Genomic DNA, 24,533 nt, shown 5'->3' with positions numbered 1-24,533 from the left:
AAACGGAGGCAGCCTCGTGGAGCCGGCCAGCATCTTCGCGCAGATCCAGCAGTTCGCCAACCGGGCCGACCCGTACTCGCTGTACGCCGAGCTGCGCAGAACACCCGTGGCGCGGCAGGAGGACGGCAGCTACGTCGTCAGCACGTACGAGGAGATCGTCGCGCTGCTGCACGATCCGCGGGTCAGCTCGGACCGCCGCAATCTCGCCGACGCGCCCCCTTCCGAGGGGCTGCCGCCCTCCTTCATCACCACCGATCCGCCCGAGCACGACCGGCTCCGGCGGCTGGCCATGCGTCATTTCGGGCCGCCCCATTCGCCGCGCAAGGTGGAGAGCCTGCGCGGGGAGCTGCTCGAGATCGTCACGGGGCTGATCGACGGCATCGCGGACCGGACGGAGGCCGACATCGTCGACGACGTCGCCTACCCGTTCCCGGTCACGGTGATCTGCCGCCTGCTCGGCGTGCCCGTGGAGGACGAACCCCGCTTCCACCAGTGGGCCGACGAGATCGTGGAGACCCTCGGCCCCGGCGAGGACGACAGGGAGGAGCGGCTCAAGAGGCGCGAGGCCACCGTGGTCACGCTGGGCCAGTACCTGGGCGAACTCGCCGAGGACCACCGCAAGAACCCGGGCGACGACCTCCTGTCCGGGCTGGTCACCGATGACGGCCCCGACGGGTCGATGTCGCACCTCGAGGTGATCTCGACCGCCGCGCTGTTGCTGATCGCCGGGCACGAGACCACGGTCAACCTCATCACCAACGGGATGCTCACCCTGCTGCGCAACCCGTGGCTGATCGAACGGCTCCGCCAGGAGCCGGACCTGATCATCCACACCGTCGAGGAGCTGCTGCGCTACGAGCCGCCCGTGCACTTCCTGTCGCAGCGCGTCGCCCTCGACGACATCACGATCGCGGATGTCACCATCCCGAAGGGCTCGCCCATCGTCCTCGCCCTCGCCTCGGGCAGCCGCGACCCCGCGCACCTGCGGGATCCCGACCGCTTCGATCCCGACCGCCCCTACATCCAGCACCTCGGTTTCGGGGGCGGCGTCCATCACTGCTTCGGCGCTCCGCTGGCCCGCCTGGAGGCCCAGATCGCGCTCCGTGAGCTCGCGCACCGGCTGGTGAACCCCCGCCTGGTCACCGACCCGCCGCCCTACCGCCCCAGCTCCACCTTGAGGGGTCCGCGTCACCTTCTCATCGCGTACGACCGGGTGCTTCCGTACCAGCCGATCACGTGACTACAGGGACTCGAGCCAGGTCTCGATGGTGTGGGCCATGGACGGCGCCTCGCCCTCCAGCATCGTGAAGTGGTCGCCCTTCACCTCCTGGGCGGTGTGCTTCGTGTGCCAGGTGGCACGCCACTCCCCGGAGAGGGAGGGCGCCAATGGCGTGTCCGGATGGACGAACAGGATGGGTGCCGTCACCTCTCCCAGCTCGCATTCGCGGAACAGCTTGTAGTAGCGGCCCATCGCCGACAGCCGCGCGTTGGTGAAGGGCCCGAAGGAGTCTTCTCGCTCGAACATGCCCTCGACCATCTGCGGCCCGAGGTCGTCGACCACCTGGCTCTCGGCCAGGAAGGTGTCGAGCAGGATCAGGCCGGCCGGGGGGACGCCCATCTCCTCCAGGTGACCGGCCGCGGCGTGCGCGAAGATCCCGCCGGCGCAGTAGCCGAGGAGCGCGAACGGTCTCCCGTCCGCCGCGTCGCGGACGCTCCGCGCCCACGTGCGTACGGCGGCTTCGGCCGTACCGGGCAGGCTCTCTTCGGGTGCGAAGCCGAGGACGGGCAGGGCGAAGAGGTCGCGCAGACCCTGGAAGTTCGCCGCGAGCCGGGCGAACTGGGCGGCTCCCCCCAGCGCCATGGGTGTGCTGAAGCAGAACAGGGCAGGTTCGCCGGGACCGGTTGCCAGCTTGAGCGCCGGTGGGATGGCGGCGAGTTCGTCCGGCGCGTCGAAGGACGGCCGCAGCTCGGCCACGGCCCGCAGCACGGCCAGGCCCTCGTGCGTCTTGCCCGCGCGGGCCGCCTCCCCGAACAGCGCGCTGAGGCTGTCGCCCGCGTGCGGGTCGCCGCCGCGCGTGCCGCCGAACTCGTCCGACAGGTGCCGGGCCAGGGCGGCGGGGCTGGGGTGGTCGAAGACCACGGTGGCCGGCATGCGCAGTCCGGTGGCGCCGGCGAGGCTGTTACGCAGTTCGACCGAGGTCAGCGAGTCGAATCCGGCTTCGAGGAAGTTCTGGTCGGGGTCGATCGAGTCGGGACCGGAATGCCCGAGCACCTTCGCGGTGTGCGCCCGCACCAGGTCGCGCAGCCGGTCGACGCGCTCGTCCGCCGCCAGCCCGGCCAGCTCCGCCGCGAGTGACGGCTCGTGGGCGTCCTGACCGGCCGCCTCGCCGTCGAGGACCGCCTGTACGTCGGGCAGCGCGCGAAGCAGCGGCCGCGGCCTGGCGAGGGTGAACACCGAGGCGAACCGGCGCCAGTCGATGTCGGCCACCACGCGGTGGGACTCGTCGTGGTCGAGGACCTTCTCCAGCGCGGCGACTGCCGCGCCGGGCTCCATGACGCGTACGCCGAGCCGGCGCAGCCGCGCGCCGACCGACTCGTCCACCATGCCGCCGCCGCCCCAGGCGCCCCAGGCGACCGAGGTGGCCGGGAGCCCGCGGGCACGGCGCGCGTGGGCCAGCGCGTCCAGGAACGCGTTGGCTCCGGCATAGGCGGCCTGTCCCGCCTGGCCCCACACCGCGGAGCCGGAGGAGAACAGCACGAATCGCTCCACCGGATGACCGATCGACAGCTCGTCGAGGAGCAGCGCTCCCGCGATCTTGCCCTCGGCCGTCTCGGCGAACTCCGCGATCGTGCTGCCGGCGAGCGGCGTGTCGTCGCGTACGACGCCGGCCGCGTGCACGATCGCGGTCAGCGGCTGCCCCTCGGGCAGCGCGTCGAGCACGCGGCGCAGCCCTTCGCGGTCGGCGACGTCGCAGGCGGTCACGGTGACCTTGGCGCCGAGCGCCGTCAGCTCGGCCTCCAGCTCGGCGACGCCCTCGACGGCCCGCCCCCGGCGGCTGACCAGCGCGAGGTGCTCGGCGCCGCGGGCCGCCAGCCAGCGGGCGACCTGGGCGCCGACACCGCCGGTGCCGCCGGTGACGAGGACCGTGCCGTGCGGTCGCCAGAGGGTCTCGGGAGTCGCGCCGTCCAGCGGTGCGCGCTCCATCCGCCGGGCGAAGACGCCCGCCGCCCGTACCGCCGACTGATCCTCACCGTCCCGCCCGGACAGGACGCCGCACAGGCGGGCGACGGTACGTTCGTCCGGTTCGGCGGGGACGTCGATCAGGCCGCCCCAGGTGTCGGGGTGGTCCAGGGCGAGGACGGTGCCGATGCCCCACACCACCGCCTGGGAGGGGGACCGGAGTTCGGCCGGGTGCTCCACGGCCACCGCGCCCGAGGTGAGCGCCCATAGCGGCGCGGAGACCTCCGCGTCGCCGAGCGCCTGCACCAGCGTGACGGTCATGGCTGAGCCGTTGGAGAGTACGGGGTGGGCCGGGTGGGCGCGGTCGTCGAGCGCCAGCAGGGAGAGCACGCCGGTCGGCGGCTCCTCGGGGAGGGCGTCGCGCAGGGTACGCGCGAGCGCGGCCCGGTCCTGGTCCCCCACCCGGATCGGCACCACGTGGGCACCCGCCTTGGCCAGCCCGCTGACGACCGAAGCCGTCCACATGTCGGCACCGTCGGTGGCAGTAGCCGCTTGTGTGTCGGCGCCGTCGGTCTCCGGCAGGGCGACGATCCAGGATGTTCCGGTCAGTGTCGCGTCGGCCGGCTCTCGTACCGGCCGCCAGGCCACCCGGTAGCGCCAGGAGTCCAGCGTCGCCGCCTGCCGCCGCTGCCGGCGCCATGTCGACAGGGCCGGCAGCACCTCGGCCAGGGCGGCCGGATCCACCTCGGCGAACCGTGGCACGTCCCCCCGGTCCACGGCCGCCCAGAAATCGGCTTCATCGGGGTCGGCGCTCGGGGCCTCCCCGGAGATGACGGCGCTCACGGGCTCCAGCCAGTAGCGTTCGCGCTGGAAGGCGTAGGTCGGCAGGTCCACCCGGCGGGCGCCGGGGTAGACGGCGGACCAGTCCACGCCGACGCCGCGTACGTGCAGCTCGGCGAGCGAGGTGAGCATGCGGGCCCGGCCGCCGTCCTCGCGGCGGAGCGTGCCGATGACCACGGCGTCACGGTCGAGGGCGTCGAGGGTCTCCTGGACGCCCATGGTGAGCACCGGGTGCGGGCTGGCCTCGACGAAGACCGCGTGGCCCTGGGCGACGAGCGCGTGGACGGCCGCGTCGAACCGTACGGTCTGCCGCAGGTTGGCGTGCCAGTACGCGGCGTCGAGCCCGGTGGTGTCGATCCAGTCGCCGGTCACCGTCGAGATCATCGGCACTTCGCCCGCGCCGGGCCTGATCGGCCCGAGATCCTGCAGCAGGCGCTCACGCAGCTCGTCGACCTGGGCCGAGTGTGAGGCGTAGTCGACCGGGATCAACTTGGCCCGGATCCCTTCGGCGGTGAGCTCCGCGACCAGTTCGCCGAGCGCGCCGGGCGACCCGGAGACCACGGCCGAGCGTGCTCCGTTGACCGCGGCCAGGGAGTAGTCACCCGGTCGCCGGCCAAGGCGCGCGGTCAGCTCGTCGACGGGCAGCCCGACGGACGCCATGCCGCCCCGGCCGGCGAGCACGGCGCCGATGGCCTGGCTGCGCAGGGCGACCACGCGGGCTCCGTCCTCCAGGGACAGGCCACCCGCCACCGTGGCGGCGGCGATCTCGCCTTGGGAGTGGCCGATCACCGCGTCGGGCCGCACGCCGTACGAACGCCACAGCTCGGCCAGCGCCACCATGACCGCCCACAGCAGCGGCTGGACCACGTCCACCCGCTCCAGCGGGGGCGTGCCGGGCGCGCCGCGGAGCACCGGTGCCGGGGACCAGTCGACGAACGGGGTGAGAGCACGCTCGCAGGCGGCGAAGTGCTCGGCGAAGACCGGCGACTCGTCGAGCAGTTGGGTGGCCATGCCCGCCCACTGCGACCCCTGCCCCGGAAAGACGAACACCGTCTTGCCCGGCACCCCGGCCACACCACCGACCGCGCCGGGTACCTGCTCACCCGCGGCCATCCCGCGCACGGCCGCCAGCAACTCGTCACGGTCCCGCCCGACGACCGCGGCGCGATGCCGGTACGCCGTCCGCGTCGTCGCCAGGGAGAACCCGACATCGGCAACGGGCTGACCGGGGCGCCGCGCCACATGCGCGCCAAGCCGCTCAAGCTGAGCCCGCAGCGCGGCGGCACTCTTGGCCGACACCACCCACGCGACCGCCGCGCCGTCCGCTGGCGATGCGACCCCGGCCGGGGCGGCAGCGTCCGCCGACGGCGCAGCCCCGGTCGGGGCGGTGTCGGCTGCCGTGGCCTGTTCCAGGATCACGTGTGCGTTCGTGCCGCTGACGCCGAAGGCGGACACGCCGGCCCGCCGGGGGGCGCCGGTGTCCGGCCAGTCGACGGTCTCCGTCAGGAGGCGGACGTTGCCCGCGGACCAGTCCACGTGGGACGAGGGCGCGGACACGTGCAGCGTCTTGGGCAGCAGGCCCGCCCGCATGGCCAGCACCGCCTTGATCACCCCGGCGACACCGGCGGCGGACTGGGTGTGACCGATGTTGGACTTGATCGACCCCAGCCACAGCGGCCGGTCGGCGGGGCGGTCGGCGCCGTAGGTGGCCAGCAGCGCCTGCGCCTCGATGGGATCGCCCAGGGTGGTGCCGGTGCCGTGCGCCTCGACGAAGTCCACGTCGGCGGCCGCGAGCCCGGCGTCGGCCAGCGCGCGGCGGATGACCCGCTGCTGGGACACCCCGCTCGGGGCGGACAGGCCGTTGCTGGCGCCGTCCTGGTTGATCGCGGACCCGCGTACGACCGCGAGGACCGGATGACCGTTGCGCCGCGCGTCGGACAACCGCTCCAGCAGCAGCAGGCCGGCGCCCTCACCCCACCCGGTGCCGTCGGCGTCGTCGGAGAAGGCCTTGCACCGCCCGTCGCGCGCCAGGCCACGCTGGCGGCTGAACTCCACGAAGATGTCGGGGGTGGGCATGACGGTCACCCCGCCGGCGAGCGCGAGCGTGCTCTCCCCGCCGCGCAGCGACTCGCACGCCCAGTGCAGCGCCACCAGCGACGACGAGCACGCCGTGTCGATGGTGGCCGCGGGGCCCTTGAGCCCGAACACGTAGGAGATCCGGCCCGAGATCACCGCGGTGGAGTTCCCCGTCAGCAGGTGGCCCTCCGCGCCTTCCGCGGGTATGCCCAGGCTGCCGCCGTACCCGTCGGCGAAGGCGCCGACGAAGACGCCCACCTGGCTGTCCTTCAGCGACCGCGGGTCGATGCCGCCCCGCTCGAACGCCTCCAGCGCCACCTCCAGCATCAGGCGCTGCTGGGGGTCGGCGGCCAGCGCCTCCCGGGGCGAGATGCCGAAGAATCCGGCGTCGAAGGCGGCGGCGTCGTGCAGGAACCCGCCCTCGCGGGTGTAGGTGGTGCCCGGGCGGGTCAGTTCCGGGTCGTAGAGGGCGGAGAGGTCCCAACCCCGGTCGTCGGGGAACAACGACACACCGTCGCGCCCGTCCGCCACGAGCCGCCAGAGGTCCTCAGGACCATTTACGTCCCCGGGGAACCGGCAGCTCATGGCGACCACCGCGATCGGCTCGTGTTCGCGGGCCTCGGCCTCGCGGAGCCGTTCCCTGGTCTGCTGGAGATCGGCGGTCACCCGCCTGAGGTAGTCGAGGAGCTTCTGCTCGTCCGCCACGTCATGCCACCTTCCGGAAGTCTCAGAGCCCCTTGTCGATCAACGCGAACAGCTCGTCGGCGCTCGCCGACTCCACGGCCCGGCCGGGCTCCGCCTGTTCGCCGCGCCATTGCGTCAGGAGGCCGCGCAGCCGCGCGGTGACCGTCGACCGCGTCTCCTCGTCGGGCGTGAGCGCGCCGAGCAGCCGCCCCAGCCGGTCCAGTTCCTCCAGCGCCCGCTCGCCGGTGGGCCTGTCGGCCGGCGCGATCTCCGTGAGCAGGTACTCCGCCAGCGCGATCGGCGTCGCGTGGTCGAAAGCCACCGTCGTGGGCAGTCGCCGATCGACCGCGGCGTTCAGCCGGTTGCGCAGCTCGACCGCGGTCAGCGAGTCGAACCCGAGCTCGTCGAACGGCCGGTGCGGGTCCACCTCGTCGGCGGAGGCGTGGCCGAGCACGGCGGTGACCTGGTCGAGCACGAGGTCGAGCAGGATCTTCCGCCGGTCCGGCTCGGGAAGCCCGGCCAGCCTGTCCTTCAGGCTCGGGCCGGTGCCGCGGTCGGTGGAGGCGGCGCGGCGCGGCCGGGTTCGTACCAGCTCTCTGAGCATCGGCGGCAGGGAGTCGCCGCGCGCGCTCATGGCCTTGGTGTCCAGGCGCATCGGCACCAAGGCCGCCTCGGGCCGGAGCAGGGCGGTGTCGAACACCGACAAACCCGTCTCCGGCGTGAACGGGATGATGCCGTCGCGGGCCATCCGGGTGACCTCGGCGTCGGCGAGGGTGTCGAGCATGCCCCCGCTTCCCGTCCACGGCCCCCAGGCCAGCGAGGTCGCCGGGAGCCCCTGCGCCCGTCGCCGGTGGGCCAGCGCGTCCAGGAAGGCGTTGGCGGCCGCGTAGTTGCCCTGCCCCGCGCTGCCCATCGTGCCGGCGGCCGAGGAGAACATGACGAAGGCCGACAGGTCGAGGCCGCGCGTCAGCTCGTGCAGGTTCAGCGCCGCGTCCGCCTTCGGCCGCAGCACGCCGTCCAGTCGCTCGGGGGTGAGCGAGGTGATCGGTCCGTCGTCCAGTACGCCCGCGGCGTGCACCACGGCCGTGAGCGGGCGGCCCGCGATCAGCGCGGCGAGCGCGTCGCGGTCGGCGACGTCACAGGCCGCGATCTCGACCCGCGCGCCGAGCTCCGCGAGCTCGGCGCGGAGTTTCTCGGCGCCCTCGACGGCGGTGCCGCGACGGCTGGTCAGCAGCAGATCGCGTACGCCGTGGCGGGCGACGAGATGGCGGGCGAGGAGCTTGCCGAGGCCGCCGGTACCGCCGGTCACCAGTACGGTCCCGTCGAGGTCGATGGGGGACGGGACCGTCAGCACGACCTTCCCGATATGCCGGGCTTGCGACATGAACCGGAACGCCTCCGGGGCCCGCCTGAGGTCCCAGGACGTGACGGGGAGCGGCTGGATCTCGCCTCGCTCGAACAGGTCGAGAATCTCGCGCAGCATCTGCCCGGTCCGGTCGGGACCGGCTTCGACGAGGTCGAAGGGCGTGTAACGGATCCCGGGAGCGATGGTGTCGCGGAGGTCGGTCTTGCCCATCTCCACGAACCGGCCGCCGTCCGACAGCAGCCCCAGTGAAGCGTCGACGAACTCGCCGGCCAGCGAGTTGAGCACCACGTCGACCTGGCCGAACTTCTCCGCGAAGTCCAGTGTCCGTGAGGAGGCCACATGGTCCTCGTCCAGGGTGAGCGCTGCCCACTTGCCCGGACTTGCCGTACCGAACACCTCCGCGCCGAGCCGGCGGGCGAGCTGCACCGCAGCCATCCCCACCCCGCCGGCGGCGGCGTGGATGAGCACCCTGTCCCCCGGCTGTACCCCGGCCAGATCGACCAGACCGTAGTAGGCGGTCAGGAACGCCACCGGGACCGACGCCGCCTCCGCGAACGACCACCCGGCGGGCATGGGAGCCACCTGCCGGTGGTCCGTGACGATCAGCGGGCCGAACGCGCCGCCGTCGAACAGGCCCAGCACGCGGTCGCCTGGCGCGAACCCGGTGACGCCGGGGCCGATCTCGGCGATCACGCCCGCGCCCTCCAGTCCCATCGCGCCGCTCTCGCCCGGGTACATGCCGAGGGCGTTGAGCACGTCGCGGAAGTTCACGCCGGCCGCGCGCAGGGCGATCCTGATCTCTCCCGGCTTCAGGGGCGCGGCGGCCTCTGGCGCGTCGACGAAGGCCAGGCCGTCCAGCGTGCCTTTGGCGCGGCTGTCCATCCGCCAGGTGGCGGCGTCCGGCGGCGGGGTCAGGCCGGTGTCGGGCGCGTGCGCGAGCCGGGCCGCGAGCACCGCGCCCTCCTTCAGGACGAGCTGCGGCTCGCCGCTGAGGGCCGCGGCGGCGATGAGGGCGGCGGAGGGGAGGTGGTCGTCGACCAGGTCGGCGGACGGGACGCGGTCAGCGACCGGGTCGGCGGACGGCACGTGGTCAGCGACCAGGTCGGCGGAGGGGGCGTGGTCAGCGAGGTCGAGCAGGGTGAACTGGCCGGGGTTCTCGGCCTGCGCGGACCGGATCAGGCCCCACACCGCGGCCCCCGCGAGGTCGCGCCCGTCACCGGGAGCGATCGCCTTCCTGGTCAGGAAGACCAGCCGAGACTCGGCGAGCCGTGGGTCGGCCAGCCAGACCTGCACCAGGTCGAGCGCCCGATGGACCGCCGTGTGGACCGTGGCGGCCACGGAGTCGCCCGTGTCCGCAGCCGCCACGGAGTCACTCGTGTCCGTCACGGACACCGGGTCGCCCATACCCGTCACGGACACCGAGCCGCCCGTCTCCGTCACGGACACCGAGTCGCCCGTAGCCGTCACGGACGCCGAGCCGCCGGTGCCCGCGGCGGTCACGGTGTCGGCCCCGGCCGTGACGGCGGGGTGCACGATGACGACCTCGGGCGGGCTCGCCCCCGACTCGACGGCCCGGATCAGCACGGACAGGTCGTCGTACGGCTCCGCGCCGGCGACCTCGCCGCCGATGGCCCAGCACCGGGTCGAGGACGCCGGCTCGACCGAGATCGGCGTCCAGTCCAGGTGGTACAAGGAACGTTCAGCACCGGTGCGGGCACCGGCGAGCTTGTCGAGGGTGATCTGACGCAGCACCAGCGAACCGATCGACACCACCGGCTGACCGAGCGAGTCGGCCGCCTCCAAGCGCAAGGAGTCTTCGCCCGTCGGCGTCACCCGTACGCGCAGGCTCGACGCCCCGGCGGCGTGCAGCTCCACATCGGCCCAGGTGAACGGCAACGCGGTGTGCTCGGCCGAGGCGGAGCTGAAGCCGAAGGCGTGCAGCGCGGCGTCCAGCAGGGCGGGATGCAGGCCGAAACGGGTCGCGTCCGCCGCCGCGTGCTCGGGCAGCTCTACCTCGGCGAAGACCTCCTCGCCACGGGTCCAGGCGGCCCGCAGGCCGCGGAAGGCCGGGCCGTAGCGGAGTCCCAGGTCGGCGAGCCGGTCGTACAGTCCGTCCACCTCGACCTGCTGCGCGTCGGACGGTGGCCACGAGGCGGCCTCGAATCCGACGGGCGCGGCGGCCGGCGCGAGCGCGCCGGTGGCGTGCCGGTCCCATGGCGCGTCACCGGACTGCGAGTACATCTTGATCGTCCGGGTGCCGGAGTCGTCCGGATCGGACACCACGATCTGCAGCCGGACGCTGCCGCGTTCGGGGAGGAGCAGCGGCTGCTCCAAGGTCAGCTCCTCGAGCTTCCCGCAGCCGACCTGGTCGGCGGCCCTGATGGCGAGTTCCACCAGGCCGGTGCCAGGGAAGATCACCTCTTCGCCGATCGTGTGATCGGCGAGCCATGGGTGCGCGGAGCGGGAGAGCTGGGCGGTGAACAGGAATCCGCCCGAGTCGGGTAGTTCGACGGCGGCGCCCAGCAGCGGATGGTCCGGGGCGTCGAGGCCGATCGAGGCGGGATCGCCGCCGGACTGTCCGGGGTTCAGCCAGTAGCGGCGGTGCTGGAAGGCGTAGGTGGGCAGGTCCACCCGGCGGGCGCCGGTACCGGCGAAGAACCTCTCCCAGTCCACGGCCGCGCCACCGGCGTGCGCCTGCCCGACGGCCGTCACCACCTGCTCGGCCTCGCCTCGGCCGCGGCGCAGCAACGGTACGAAGACCGGGCCGCGCCCGTCCTGGGGCTCGGGTACGCACTCCTGTCCCAGGCCCGACAGCACCCCGTCGGGGCCCAGTTCGACGAAGGTCCGTACGTCCCGCTCGTGGAGGAAGGCGATGCCGTCGGCGAATCGCACCGCTTCGCGGACGTGCCGCACCCAGTACTCGGCGGAGAACTCCGGTACCGGCTCGCCGGTCAGGTTCGACACCACCGGAACCGACGCGCTCCCGTACGACAGGCTCTCGGCCACCTCGCGGAAGGCAGCCAGCATCGGCTCCATCCGGGGGGAGTGGAAGGCGTGGCTGACCGGCAACCGGCGGGACTTGGCGAACCGGCCCGCCACCCGCGTGACCGCCTGCTCGTCACCGGACAGGACCACCGACGCCGGCCCGTTGACGGCCGCGATCACCACCGCGCCGGCGGCGTCCGGGGTCTCGGCCAGGATCCGCCCGGCCTCCTCCTCCCCCGCCTGGACCGCGACCATCGCCCCACCGGCCGGCAGCGCCTGCATGAGCCGGCCGCGGGCGGCCACGAGCGCGCACGCGTCCTCCAGCGACAGCACGCCCGCCGCGTGCGCCGCCGCCAGTTCGCCGATCGAGTGCCCGAGCAGGAAGTCGGGCACGACGCCCCATGACTCCACCAGCCGGTACAGCGCCACCTCCACCGCGAACAGGGCGGCCTGGGTGTATCCCGTCTGGTCCAGCAGGTCGGGCCGCTCCGCCATCACCTCCATCAGCGGATGCTCCAGCCGCGGATCCAGGTGCGCGCACGACGCCGCCAGGTGTTCGGCGAACACCGGATAGGTCGCGGCCAGTTCCAGCCCCATCCCCACCCGCTGGCTGCCCTGCCCGGTGAACAGGAACGCCAGCTTTCCGCCGCTCACCACGCCGTCGGCCGGCTGGGACAGGCCCGCCAGCAGTCCGGCGCGGTCCGGCGCGGTCACCACCGCGCGGTGTTCCAGGCCCGCCCGGGTCGTCGCCAGCGAGTAGGCCACATCCGGCAGGGCCAGGTCCGTCCGCTCTTCCAGGTAGGACTTCAGCCGCTCGGCCTGAGCGCGCAGCGCCGCCGGGCTCCGGCCGGAGAGCAGCATCGGCATGGGGGACTGAGCGAGCTCCCGTGGCTCCGCGGGCTCTTCCTCGACCCCTTCCAGGACGACGTGGGCGTTGGTTCCGCTGATGCCGAACGACGACACTCCCGCCCGGCGGGGACGGTCGCCGCCGGGCCAGGGGGCCGGTTCGGTCAGCAGCCGGACGTTCCCGGCGGACCAGTCCACGTGCGAGGTCGGGGTGTCGACGTGCAGCGTCTTCGGCAGTACGCCGTGCCGCATCGCCATGACCATCTTGATCACCCCGGCGACGCCGGCGGCGGCCTGGGTGTGGCCGATGTTGGATTTGACCGTGCCCAGCCACAGCGGCCGATCCTGCGGACGATCCTGTCCGTAGGTGGCCAGCAGCGCCTGCGCCTCGATCGGATCGCCCAGCATCGTGCCGGTGCCGTGGGCTTCCACGGCGTCCACGTCGATGGGGGACAGCTCGGCGTCGATCAGCGCCTGGCGGATCACCCGCTGCTGGGAGGGGCCGTTCGGGGCGGTCAGCCCGTTGCTCGCACCGTCCTGATTGACCGCGCTGCCCCGCACCACCGCCAGCACCCGATGACCAAGGCGCCGCGCGTCCGACAACCGCTCCAGCAACACGAGACCCACGCCTTCGGCGAAGGCCGTGCCATCCGCCGCCTCCGCGAACGCCTTGCACCGACCGTCCCGCGCCAGCCCCCGCTGCCTGCTGAACTCCACGAAGATCTCGGGGGTGAAGATGATGGTGGCGCCGCCGCTGATGGCCAGGGCGCACTCGCCCCTGCGCAGCGACTCGCAGGCCAGGTGGAGCGCGACCAGGGACGACGAGCACGCCGTGTCCAAGGTGACGGCGGGCCCCTCCAGGCCGAGTGCGTACGCGATGCGGCCGGACATCACGGCCGTGGAGCCGCCGGTCAGCAGATGGCCCTCGACTCCGTCGGGGAACCCGGCCGGGCCGACGCCGTACCCGGAGGACGCGGCGCCGACGAAGACGCCTGTTTCGCTGCCTTTCAGGGTGGCGGGGTCGAGGCCGGCCTGTTCGAGCAGTTCCCAGGAGGTCTCCAGCAGCAGCCGCTGCTGCGGATCCGTGGCCAGGGCCTCCCGCGGGCTCATGCCGAAGAAGCCCGCGTCGAAGTCCCCCACGTCGCGCACGAATCCGCCCGTGCTGACGTAACACGTCCCGGCGTGCTCGGGGTCGGGGTTGTAGAGCCGCTCCAGGTCCCAGCTCCGGTCGGCGGGGAACTCCGACATCGCGTCGCGCCCTTCGGCGACCAGCCGCCAGAGCTGCTCGGGATCGCGTACTCCGCCGGGCAGGCGGCAGCTCATGGCCACGATCGCGATGGGCTCGTGCCGCCTGGCCTCCATCTCGTCCATCCGCCGATGGACCGACCGCAGTTCGGCGGTCGCGAGCCTCAGGTATTCGCGGAGCTTGTCATCGTTCGCCATCAGTCTCAGACCTCCGTCGCGAGGAGCCGAGCTCGTTGTCGAGCATCGTGAAGAGCTCGTCGTCCGTGGCCGCCTCGTACTGCCCGGCCTCGGTCGCCTCGCCCTGCGGGTCGTTCCACTTGCGGACCAGTGACCGCAGCCGGGCGGTGATCCCGGCCCGGTCACCGGTCACCGTGGCGAGCGCGGCCTCCAGCCGGTCGACCTCCGCGTACACGGCGGCGGAGGCGTCCTGGGCGGCCGGGAGGAAGGCGGCTCGCACCCGGTCGGCGAGGGCGTCCGGCGTGGGGTGGTCGAAGACGAGTGTGCTGGGCAGGCGCAGGCCGGTGGCGGCGCTGAGCCGGTTGCGCAGCTCGACCCCGGTCAGCGAGTCGAAGCCCAGGTCCTTGAAGGCCCGGTCCGGTGCTACCGAGTCGGGGCCGGGGTGCCCGAGCACGCCTGCCGCCTCGGCGCGGACGAGCCGGACGAGCGCGGCCTTCCGTTCGTCCTCCGGCAGGCCGTCGAGCCGGTCTTTCAGCGTGCTGACGCCGGGCTGGGCGGCCTGCCGTACGTGGGCGCGGGCCTGGGCGCGGACCAGGCCGCGCAGCAGCGCCGGCAGCGGGGTGGCGCTCGACCGCAGGGCGGCGAGGTCCAGCCGCATCGGCAGCAGGACGGGTTCGTCCACGGTCTGGGCGGCGTCGAACAGGGTCAGCCCGTCGGCAGAGGAGAGCGCGGCCAGACCGGACCGCGCCATGCCGGCCAGGGCGGTGTCGTCCAGGTGCGCGGTCATGCTGCTGCGTTGTTCCCAGAAGCCCCAGGCCAGCGACACCGCGGCGAGGCCGTGCGCGCGGCGGTGGGTCGCCAGGGCGTCCAGGAAGGCGTTCGCCGCCGCGTAGTTGCCCTGTCCCGCCTCTCCCAGGACGCCCGCCGCCGAGGAGAACAGCACGAACGCCGACAGATCCAGGCCCTCGGTCAGCTCGTGCAGCTGCCAGGCCGCCTCGGCCTTCGCCCCCACCACCGCGTCGACCTGCTCAGCCGTGAGCGACTCCACCATGCCGTCGTCCAGCGCCCCCGCCGCGTGCACCACCGCGGACAGCCGGCGATCCGTACGTACGCGGTCCAGCAGCCCGGCCAGCGCGGCGCGGTCGGCGACGTCACACGCCACGATCTCGACCCGCGCCCCCGACCCCGCGAGCTCGGCGCGCAGCTCTTCCACGCCGGGCGCCTCGGCGCCTCTGCGTCCCACCAGGACCAGATCCCGGACGCCGTACGCGGCCACCAGGTGCCGGGCCACCAACCCGCCCAGCATCCCCGTGCCGCCCGTCACCAGCACGGTGCCGTCCCCGTCGAACGCGACCGGCATCGTCAGGACGACCTTGCCGACGTGCCGGGCCTGCGACATGAGCCGGAACGCTTCCCGCGCCCGCCGCACGTCCCACGTGCGCACGGGCAGCGCCTCGAACACGCCCTCCTCGAACAGCGCCAGGACCTCGGCCAGCAGCTCGCCCAGCCGGTCCGGGCCCACGTCGATCAGGTCGAAGGCGGTGTAGCGGACCCCGGGCGCGATCGTGTCCGCGGAACGGATGTCCGTCTTGCCCATCTCCACGAACCGGCCGCCCTCGGACAGCAGCCCCAGCGAGGCGTCAACGAACTCACCAGCCAGCGAGTTGAGCACCACATCCACCTGGCCGAACTTCTCCGCGAAGTCCAGCGTCCGCGACGAGGCCACATGGTCCTCGTCCAGGGTGAGCGCTCCCCACTTGCCCGGGCTCGCCGTGCCGAATACCTCCGCGCCCAGCCATCGGGCCACCTGTACTGCAGCCATCCCCACCCCGCCGGCGGCGGCGTGGATGAGCACCCTGTCCCCCGGCCGTACCCCGGCCACGTCCACCAGGCCGTAATAGGCGGTCAGGAACACGCCCGGGACCGACGCCGCCTCCGCGAACGACCACCCGGCGGGCATCCGAGCCAGCAACCGCCGATCCGTCACCCCCACCGGACCGAACGCGCCGTCCAGCAACCCCAGCACCCGATCACCGGGCACCAGATCGGCAACCCCGGCGCCCACCTCCAGCACCACACCCGCGGCCTCGCCGCCGATCGGGACCTCGCGCTCCGGGACCATCCCCAGCGCCACCACGACGTCGCGGAAGTTCACCCCCGCCGCGCGGATCGACACCCGCACCTCGCCCGGTCCCAGCGGGCGGCTCGCCTCGGGGCACGGCACCAGTGCCAGGCCGTTCAGCGTGCCGTCGCCGGTGGAGTCGAGCCGCCAGGTCTCGCGGCCCCAGGGCGGCAGCAGCGCCTCGCCGGTCGTCGCCCGCGCCAGCCTGGGCACGAACACCGCGCCCGCGCGTATGGCCAGTTGCGGCTCGGTGAGCGCCGCGAGCACGGCGGGCACCGGCATCTCGGAGTCGTCGAGGTCCAGGAGCACGAACCGGCCGGGATGCTCCGACTGCGCGGACCGCAGCAGGCCGAGCACCGCGGCGGCGGCCAGGTCGGTCACGTCCTCGCCGGCCACGGCGACCGCTCCCCTGGTGACCAGGACGAACGTGGAATCGTCGAACCGGTCGTCGGCCAGCCAGGACCGTACCGTGTCCAGGGCCCGATGGATCGCGCCCCGCACGGCTCCGCCGCCCGCGAAGGTCACGAACACGAGCTCGGAACCCGACGGCACGGACGCCAGGTCGGGACAGGCGGTGGCGCCCAGGGCGGCGGCGAGCCCCGTCTCGTCCGCGCCCACCACGGCGCGGCGGCTCGGCGCGGGCGAGTCGCCGGTGTACGGCGAGGGGATCCAGCCGATCCGGAACATCGACTCGCGGCGCGGGTCCGGCGCCGACGCCGAGAACGGCCGGGACAGGAGCGACTCCACCGCGGCCACCGGAGCTCCGGAGGGGTCGGCCAGCCGCAGCGACAGCTCGTCGGGACCGGTCCGGGTCAGGCGGACCCGCACCGTGGAAGCGCCTTCGGCGTACAGGGAGAGGCCGGACCAGGTGAAGGGCAGGCTCACCTCCTGGGCGGCCGGGTCCAGCAGGGACTCCGCGTGCAGCGCGGCGTCCAGCAGGGCCGGATGCAGGCCGAAGGCCCCCGCTTCCCGGTGCGGCACGGTGACCTCGGCGAACACCTCGTCCGCCAGCCGCCAGGCGGCCTTGAGCCCGCGGAATGGCCCGTCGTAGGCGAGACCGCGCTCGGCGAGGCGGTCGTAGAGATCGGCCACGTCGACGGCCTCGGCGCCGGGCGGTGGCCAGGCGGACAGGTCGAAGTCCGCGGCGGGACGCGCGGCGGCCAGCGCGCCGGTCGCGTGCCGCGTCCAGTCCAGCTCGCCCTCGGAGCGCGCGTGCATCGCGAGCGGCCGCCGCCCGGTCTCGTCGGGCGCGTCGATCCGCACCTGCACCAGCACGCCGCCCTGCTCGGGCAGCGCCAGCGGCGCCTCCAGGATCAGCTCCTCCAACTGGGCGCAGCCGACCTGGCGGCCCGCGCCGACGGCCAGCTCGGCGAACGCCGCACCGGGGAACAGCACCGTGCCGGACACGACGTGACCGGCGAGCCATGGGTGCGAGCGCAGCGACAACCGGCCGGTGAAGGCGACCTCGTCCGAGTCCGCCAGCGGCAGCGCGCCGCCGAGGAAGGGGTGGTCGGCCGCGGTCAGGCCCGCGTGGGCGACGTCGGCCGTGTCGGTGGCCTCCAGCCAGTAGCGTTCGCGCTGGAAGGCGTACGTGGGCAGGTCCACCCTCCGGGCCTGGGACGGGGCGAGGATCGGCGTCCAGTCGACCGGCGCGCCGTGGGCGTGGGCCTCCGCGAGTGAGGTGACGAATCTGGCTGTCTCCTCCTCGTCGCGGCGCAGCGAGCCGACGGCCACTACGGTGCCGCCCGCGGCCTCGGCTGTCTCCTGTACCGCGCCGGTCAGCGTCGGATGCGGGCTGACCTCGACGAACATGCCGTAGCCCTGCTGGATCAAGGTCTGGACCGCCTGGTCGAAGCGCACCGGCCTGCGCAGGTTGGTGTACCAGTAACCGGCGTCGAGCTCCGCGGTGTCGATCAGCTCGCCGGTCACGGTGGAGCAGAACGCCACCTCGGCCGTCCACGGGTCGATCCCGGCCAGGTCGGTCAGCAGCCGATCACGCAGCGGCTCGGCGAAGGCCGTGTGCGAGGGATAGTCGACCGGGACCATCTTGGACCGGACGCCTTCGGCCTTCAGTTGATCGAACAGTTCGTTCAGGGCCGCTGAGGCGCCGGCGACGACCACCGCGTTCGGGCTGTTCACCGCCGCAATCGACAGGTGGTCCGCCCAGGGGGCGAGCCGGTCGAGCGCCTGGTCGGGCGGGAGGGAGACGGCCAGCATGCCGCCGTGGCCGGACAGGTCCTCGGTGATGGCCTGGCTGCGCAGGGCGACGACCTTGGCCGCGTCTTCGAGCGACAGTGCCCCGGCCACGCAGGCGGCGGCGATCTCGCCCTGCGAATGCCCCACGACGGCCTCGGGCTCCACGCCGTGGGAGCGCCACAGCCGCGCCAGCGAGACCATGACCGCCCACGCCGCGGGCTGGCTGACGTCCATCCGGTCGAGTGACCAGGCGCCCGGCTCGCCGCGCAGCACGTCCATCAGCTTCCAGTCCACGAACTTCTCCAGCGCGTCCGCGCACTCTGCCAGGCGGGCGGCGAACGCCGGCGAGGTGTCGAGCAGTCCGAGGGTCATGTCCTTGGACAGGACGGCCTGGCCGGGGAAGACGAAGGCCACTCGGGGGTCGGCGGTCGCGGTGCCGTACACGAGGTTCGGCGCGGGGACCGCGTCCGCGACGGCGCGCAGGCCCCCGAGGAGGGCGTCGCGGTCGTCGCCGATCACCACGGCGCGGTGGGGGAAGGCGGTCCGCGAGCTGATCAGGGAGTGGCCGACGTCGAGCGGCGACAGCCGGGGGTCCTGCTCGACGCGGGCGGCCAGTCGCCCGGCCTGGGCCCGCAGTGCCTGCTCGCTCTTGGCCGAGACCACCCACGGCACGACGAGCCGGGCCGCGTCCACGTCGCCGGGCTCGGGTCGCGGATGTTCCTCGATGATGACGTGCGCGTTGGTGCCGCTGACTCCGAACGAGGAGATGCCCGCCCGCCGCGGCGTGTCCGCCGCCGTGTCCCAGGCCACGTTCTCGGTCAGCAGGGCGATGCTGCCGGAGGACCAGTCCACGTTCGGGGAGGGCTCGTCGGCGTACAGGGTCTTCGGCAGCGTGCCGTGCCGCATCGCGAGCACCATCTTGATCACCCCGGCCACGCCGGCGGCGGCCTGGGTGTGCCCGATGTTCGACTTGATCGACCCCAGGTAGAGGGGCCTGCCTTCTGGACGCCCCTGCCCGTAGGCGGCGAACAGGGCTCGCGCCTCGATCGGGTCGCCCAGTGTCGTGCCGGTGCCGTGCGCCTCCACCACGTCGATGTCGGCGGACGTCAGGCCCGCCGCCGCCAGCGCCTGGCCGATCACCCGCTGCTGGGAAGGTCCGTTGGGCACGGTCAGTCCGCTGCTGGCGCCGTCCTGGTTGATCGCGCTGCCGCGGACGACGGCCAGCACCGGGTGATCGTGGCGTTCGGCGTCGGAGAGCCGCTCCAGCAGCAGCATGCCCGCGCCCTCGCCCCAGCCCGTCCCGTCGGCGTCCGCCGAGAACGCCTTGCACCGGCCGTCCGGGGACAGCCCGCGCTGTCTGCTGAACTCCACGAACGTGCTCGGCGTGGACATCACCGTGACCCCGCCGGCCAGCGCCATGGCGCACTCGTCCTGGCGCAGCGCCTGGACCGCGAGGTGCAGCGCCACCAGGGAGGACGAGCACGCCGTGTCCACCGTGATGGCCGGCCCCTCCAGCCCCAGCAGGTAGGAGACCCGGCCGGAGGCGATGCTGCCGTCGCTGCCGTTGCCGATGTAGCCGCCGAGGTCCGGCGGCACGGTGCGGAGCCTGGATCCGTAGTCGTGGTAGATGACGCCGGCGAAGACGCCCGTGGCACTCCCCCGGGCGGCGGCCGGATCGATTCCCGCGCCCTCGAACGCCTCCCACGCGGTCTCCAGCAGCAGGCGCTGCTGCGGATCCATCGCCAGGGCCTCCCGCGGGCTGATCCCGAAGAAGTGCGGGTCGAACTGCGCGGCGTCGTGCAGGAATCCCCCCGACTGCGTGGAGCTCTTGCCGGGACTGTCCGGGTTCGGGTCGTAGAGGTCGGCGTCCCAGCCCCGGTCCGAGGGGAACGGCGAGATCGCGTCGGTCCCGGCGGCCAGCAGCCGCCACAACTCCTCAGGTGTGCCGGCCTCGCCGGGGAACCGGCAGCTCATCCCGATGATCGCGATGGGCTCGGCGTTCCTGTCCTCGGCCTGCCGCAACCGGCGGCGGGTCTCGCGCAGGTCGGCGGTCGCCCGCCTGAGGTATTCGAGCAGCCTGGTCTCGTTGTCCACGGCCTACCTCCGGGTCGGGGAAGCCGCCCGCGCCGCCTGGTGGCGGGCGACCAGCTCTTCGAGATCACGTACGCCGTCGTGCGGGGTGGGCGTCTGCGCCATGTCCCGCTGGATCCGGGTCGCGCTCTCCCGGAAGGTCTGGTCGTCCAGCAGCCGCAGCAGCCCGGCGCGCAGCGTCGCCGCCGAGAGCTCGTCGGGCTCGATGAGCAGACCCACTCCCTGCCGGGCCAGCTGCTGGGCCATGCCGCCCTCGTCGTAGAGCTGGGCGGGGATGATGAGCTGCGGCACGCCGTGTACGAGGGCCGTGCCCGTGGTCCCGGTGCCGCCGTGGTGGACGACGGCCGAGCAGCCGGGCAGCAGGGAGTTCAGCGGGACGAAGTCCACGATCCGCACATTGTCCGGGACCTTCGTGTCGTCGAGCTGGTTCGCGTTCAGGGTCGCGACCACCTCGACGTCCAGGTCGGCCACGGCCTCGAACAGCTCGCTCGCCCTGACGCTGCCGCGTCCACCCCAGACCTCCCGGCCGGACACCCCTAGCGTGAAGCAGATCCGTCGCCGTGCCGGGGCGTCCTTGAGCCAGGCCGGGAAGGTCGCGGGACCGTTGTGGGGGACGAACCGGATGGGCAGGTAGTCGTGCTCGACGGGGAAGCGCAGCCAGGCCGGCATGGAGTCGATCGTGGCCTGGCCGAGGATCACCTCCTCGTCGAAGTCGCAGCCGTACTTCGCCAGCTTCGGGGTGATCCAGTCGGCCACCGGGTCCTCGCGCGGCTCGCCCGGCTGCTGGCCGCGCAGCCGGAGGAACAGCGAGCGCATCCGCGCCCAGTGGTCTCTGCCGAAAGTCGTCCGGACCTGCGCCGCGCCGCAGGCCCGGGCGGCCACGGGGCCCGGGAAGGTGATGGCGTCCCAGACCACCAGGTCGGGCTGCCAGGCGCGGCAGAACGCGACCAGGTCGTCGTACATGGCCTCGTCGGTGATGAAGTCCAGGGCGAGCGGCGAGCAGAAGGCGGCCAGGCAGTCTCTGACGTACTCATACGTGAGCACCTCGGGCCGTTCCTCCGCGATGTCGAATCCGGAACCGTAGATCTGCCGATCCATGGGCAGTTCCGCCAGCCGCTCGGCCATATCGGCCGTGCCGCCGACCGATAAAGCGGTCAAGCCGGTCTGGGTAATCGCGTCGACGATGTCCGGCTGGCCGGCGACGATTACTTCATGGCCGGCCGCTTTCATCGCCCATGCGATGGGGACCATGAGAAAAAGGTGCGCGTTTGCCGCGTGCTGAGTGAACAGAACACGCATGACAATTCCTCCCAATGATTTATCGCGTCAATGGGACGCTACCTATGCGCGCATGACCGCCCGACCCCTAGGGGACCCCTCACGCTCCCCTGTGCGGGGCCGGATCATCGCCCACACCGGGGAGAGCGTCGCCACGAGGGCGGAGAGCGTCGCGGAGCAGATCACGGCGAGATAGACCCACGCCGGCCCGTAGGGCATCGGCGAGCCGTTGACCGCTATGGCGAACGGAATCAGGATGGGGGCGACCGCCGCCGTGCCGAGCACGACGCCGACCGCAGCGACCACCATGGCCTCGATCCCCACCATCCGCAGGATCTGCCCGCGGGTGAAGCCGATCAGCCGCTGCAGCCCGAACTCCCTGCGCCGCGAGGCGGCCCCCATCGCCTGGGCGCTGATCACCGAGATGCCGGCGAAGATGATGACCACGCCGGTGAACAGGTAGTTGATCCAGGCCCGGGTCCGCTGCTGCTCGGCCGGGGTCGTGGACAGCCCGCCGGCGTCGCTCACCCGTACCGTGGGGCCCGTCGCTTCGGCCAGGTCGGATCTCAGCCGGCGCTGGTCGACGTCCCGGGCGGCGCGGACGAGGATCTGGGTCGGCAGCCCGGCGGTCGTGTGGGCGGCGAGCAGCGTGGCGGGCATCAGGATCACCTCGCCGCCGGGTCTGTCCGCGAGCAGCGCGACGACCCTGAGCCGCACCGCGGCGCCGTCGCCCAGCCGCAGGGTGACCGCGTCGCCGAGCCCGCGCCCGAGGTGCCGGGCGTGCTCCTGGGTGAGTGCGACCGAGTCGCCACGCAGGGCGGTGAGGGTGCCCGAGGTGAGGGCGAGGTCGGTGACCCCGGCCGCGCCGTCGGCCGTGAGGCCCAGGAGCGGCCAGCCGTGTTCGCCCTGCCAGCCGTCGTACGGGGCCTCGACGAACCCGCTGCTGCCGGCCAGTTCCGAAGCGGCCATGACCCCCGGGACGGAGCGGACCCGGTCGAGCAGGCCGGGGGCGAGACCGCCCGGCCCGGCGGTGATCACGTCATCGGCCCGCAGGTCGTCCGTGCGGACCTGCCGCGCCTGGTCGGCCTGCGTCATCTGGAGATAGATGTTGGCCGTGCTGATCCCGGTCGCGAGCATGATGGGCAGGACCGCGGCGGCCATGCCGAACGGCCGGGCGCAGCTGTTGAGCAGGGCCAGGCGGCCGATCGTCCTGGGCCGCGCGCGTACGGCCCGGCCGACCAGCCCGGTCATCGCCTTGGTCATCCTGGAGGCCACCACGGCCACGCCGAGGATCACCACGATCGCGGCGAGGCAGGTGATGCTCACGGCGGACGACCGGATCAGCAGCATGCCCGAACAGATCGTCGTGCCCACCACGCCAAGGCAGATCAAGGCGAGCGCCGAACGCGCCCGGTCGAGCCCGTGGTCCTGCGGCGGGGCGCTGAGCACCGTGGCGGGCCGGGGCCGCGCGGCCCGCCATACCGGGAAGAACGCGGCCGCCAGCCCGGCGCACAGGCACACCGCCGCCGCGCCCGCGGCCGGGAGCGGGCCCGGGTCGAAACGCATGGCCGCGGGCACCACCCCGTCGCGTACCAGGTGCCCGAACAGCCATCCGCCGAGGTGGAAGCCGAGCACGGAACCCGCCACCGTCGCGACCACCGAGACCGTCGTCACCTCGCCGAGCATCATCAGGCGGATGCGCCGTGGGGGCGCGCCCATCGCGTGCAGCAGCGTCATCTCCCGCGCCCGGTGCTCGACCAGCAGCCGCATGGTGCTGACCAGGACGAGCATGCCGACCAGGAGCGTCGTGCCGCCGATCAGGCCGGCGACGGTGATCAGGTTGTCCCGGCCGGCGCGCGCCTGCGGGAACTCGGCGAGGCCGCGGTCGTCCCCGGTGAGCGTCACCGCGGACTGGCCGCGCAGGCCGGCGCGTACCCGGTCCGCGAGCGTCTGCTCGCCCGTCCCAGGGGCGGGGATCACCGCTATCGCGTCCACCGAGTCGGGATGGCCGGACAGCCGCCGCGCGTCGGCCGGCGCGAAGAACATCGCCGCCGCGGTGGCCGTACGTCCCCCCGCCGGGGCGACGACGCCGGTCACCCGGAAGACCGCGACGCTGCCGTGGACCACGAGCCGGACCTGCTCGCCCACCCGGCTGCCCGACCGCGCGGCGAGTGCCGCGTCCAGCACGACCTCTCCGTCCGCCACCGGCGCGGTGCCGGCCTGGAGCTCGTACGGCAGCAGCCCCGCGGACGTCCATTCGTGCCCCGCGCCCCGGGGCGCGTCCCCGCCGAGCAGGGTGACGGGGAAGGAGACGTCACCGATGGTGCCGGCGACGCCGGGCACCGCCCGCAAGGTCGCGACCAGGGAGCGCTTCAGCCGTACGGTCTCCGGCAGGCTCGCCCATTCGGCGTCGTCGTCGCCGGGCGCGGCGGCCGGCAGCCGGTACGACGGGTCGCCCGCGACCACCACCGTGGCGCCGGCCAGCCGCTCGGGCGGGAACGAGGCCCGCAGCCCCGCAGCCAGCAGCCCCCCGCACGCCGCCACGATGGTGGCGGCGGCGAAGACCGTGGCGAGCACGGCCGAGTAGGCGCCCCTGCGGCGGGTCAGGGTGCGCAGGGTCAGGCGCCACATCAGGACGGCTCTCCCCTGTCCCACATCGCCAGGTGGGCCATCCGCTCGGCCACCGCCTTGCTGGGCGGGAGGGTCAGCTCGTCCACGACCCGGCCGCGGGACAGGAAGTAGACGTGGTCGGCGTAGGCCGCGATCCGCGGATCGTGCGTGGCCACCACCACCGTCTGTCCGGCCGCCCGTACCGACTCGCGCAGCAGGCCGAGCAGCCGGTCGATGTCGTGGGAGTCCTGCGCGCAGGTCGGTTCGTCGGCGAAGATCACCGGCGCCCGGCCGACCACGGCGCGGGCGACCGCCACCCGCTGCTGCTCGCCGAAGGACAGCTTGTCCGGCAGGTCGCGCAGGCGGTCCGCCAGGCCGATGTGCGCGATCACGCTGTCGAACAGCGCGGTGTCCATGCTCCGGCCCGACAGGTGGAGGGGGAGCGCGATGTTCTCCGCCACGTCCAGGGCGGGCAGCAGATTGGGCCCTTGGAAGACGAAGCCGAGCCGGTCTCGCCGCAGCCTGGTCAGCGACGCGTCGTCGAGGTCCGTGAGTTCCTCGCCGTCGAGGAACACCGATCCCGAGCTCGGCCGTTCCAGTCCCGACGCGCAGCGCAGCAGCGTGCTCTTACCGGATCTCGACGGCCCGATGATCGCGGTGAGCGCGCTTTTCCCACAGCCGATGGTGACGCCTTCCAGCGCCGCGATACCGCCGGTCCGGGTGTTGTACGTTTTTCGCACGGAAGTTAACCGTACGATGTCGTCTCGGCAGCTCCTCTGTTTGTCTCCCAGTCTGCTCATAGCACAGAGCGTAATCTCCGGTTCATATTCGGCGCA

General features: G+C 73.3%; 7 protein-coding genes. 1 reads left to right on the top strand and 6 read right to left on the bottom strand.

Features of this window, described 5'->3' with window-relative positions:
• The first annotated feature begins 16 nt into the window (after positions 1-16).
• Positions 17-1,240 carry a cytochrome P450 gene (locus tag KME78_RS16605; protein ID WP_219529784.1) on the top strand — a complete coding sequence of 408 codons (1,224 nt, stop codon included), beginning with the start codon at positions 17-19 and terminating at the stop codon, positions 1,238-1,240.
• Here the strand turns inward: KME78_RS16605 and KME78_RS16600 are convergent, their stop codons facing one another.
• From KME78_RS16600 to KME78_RS16575, 6 genes are read right to left on the bottom strand one after another with little or no spacing between them, the layout of a single operon-like run.
• Positions 1,241-6,802 (bottom strand): type I polyketide synthase, encoded by a 5,562-nt coding sequence (locus KME78_RS16600; RefSeq protein ID WP_219529783.1) that lies wholly within the window; start codon positions 6,800-6,802, stop codon positions 1,241-1,243.
• Between the two features lie 22 nt (positions 6,803-6,824).
• Positions 6,825-13,421 (bottom strand): type I polyketide synthase, encoded by a 6,597-nt coding sequence (locus KME78_RS16595; RefSeq protein ID WP_219529782.1) that lies wholly within the window; start codon positions 13,419-13,421, stop codon positions 6,825-6,827.
• Entirely contained in the window at positions 13,408-19,812 is a 6,405-nt protein-coding gene (locus KME78_RS16590; protein ID WP_219529781.1) for a type I polyketide synthase, read from the bottom strand. Before KME78_RS16590 ends, KME78_RS16595 begins: the two co-directional genes overlap by 14 nt.
• A 3-nt stretch (positions 19,813-19,815) precedes the next feature.
• Positions 19,816-21,108, bottom strand: coding sequence for an activator-dependent family glycosyltransferase (locus tag KME78_RS16585; protein ID WP_219529779.1), 1,293 nt, complete (start codon positions 21,106-21,108; stop codon positions 19,816-19,818).
• A gap of 42 nt (positions 21,109-21,150) precedes the next feature.
• The gene (locus KME78_RS16580) at positions 21,151-23,718 is read right to left on the bottom strand and encodes an ABC transporter permease (protein WP_219529777.1); all 2,568 of its coding nucleotides are present in this window, start codon (positions 23,716-23,718) and stop codon (positions 21,151-21,153) included.
• Positions 23,718-24,437: an ABC transporter ATP-binding protein gene (locus KME78_RS16575; protein ID WP_308126981.1), complete on the bottom strand. Its 720-nt coding sequence runs from the start codon at positions 24,435-24,437 to the stop codon at positions 23,718-23,720. Before KME78_RS16575 ends, KME78_RS16580 begins: the two co-directional genes overlap by 1 nt.
• Between the last annotated feature and the right edge of the window lie 96 nt (positions 24,438-24,533).

It is taken from the genome of Nonomuraea guangzhouensis, assembly GCF_019396345.1.
GTDB lineage: Bacteria > Actinomycetota > Actinomycetes > Streptosporangiales > Streptosporangiaceae > Nonomuraea > Nonomuraea guangzhouensis.
The sequence above is the reverse complement of the archived record's forward strand: the minus strand, read 5'-3'. Positions and strand labels throughout refer to the sequence as shown.

Coding starts and splice junctions, on each gene's coding strand:
- KME78_RS16585 (WP_219529779.1), bottom strand. CDS start 21,108: ATGCGTGTTCTGTTCACTCAGCACGCGGCAAACGCGCACCTTTTTCTC.
- KME78_RS16580 (WP_219529777.1), bottom strand. CDS start 23,718: ATGTGGCGCCTGACCCTGCGCACCCTGACCCGCCGCAGGGGCGCCTAC.
- KME78_RS16595 (WP_219529782.1), bottom strand. CDS start 13,421: ATGGCGAACGATGACAAGCTCCGCGAATACCTGAGGCTCGCGACCGCC.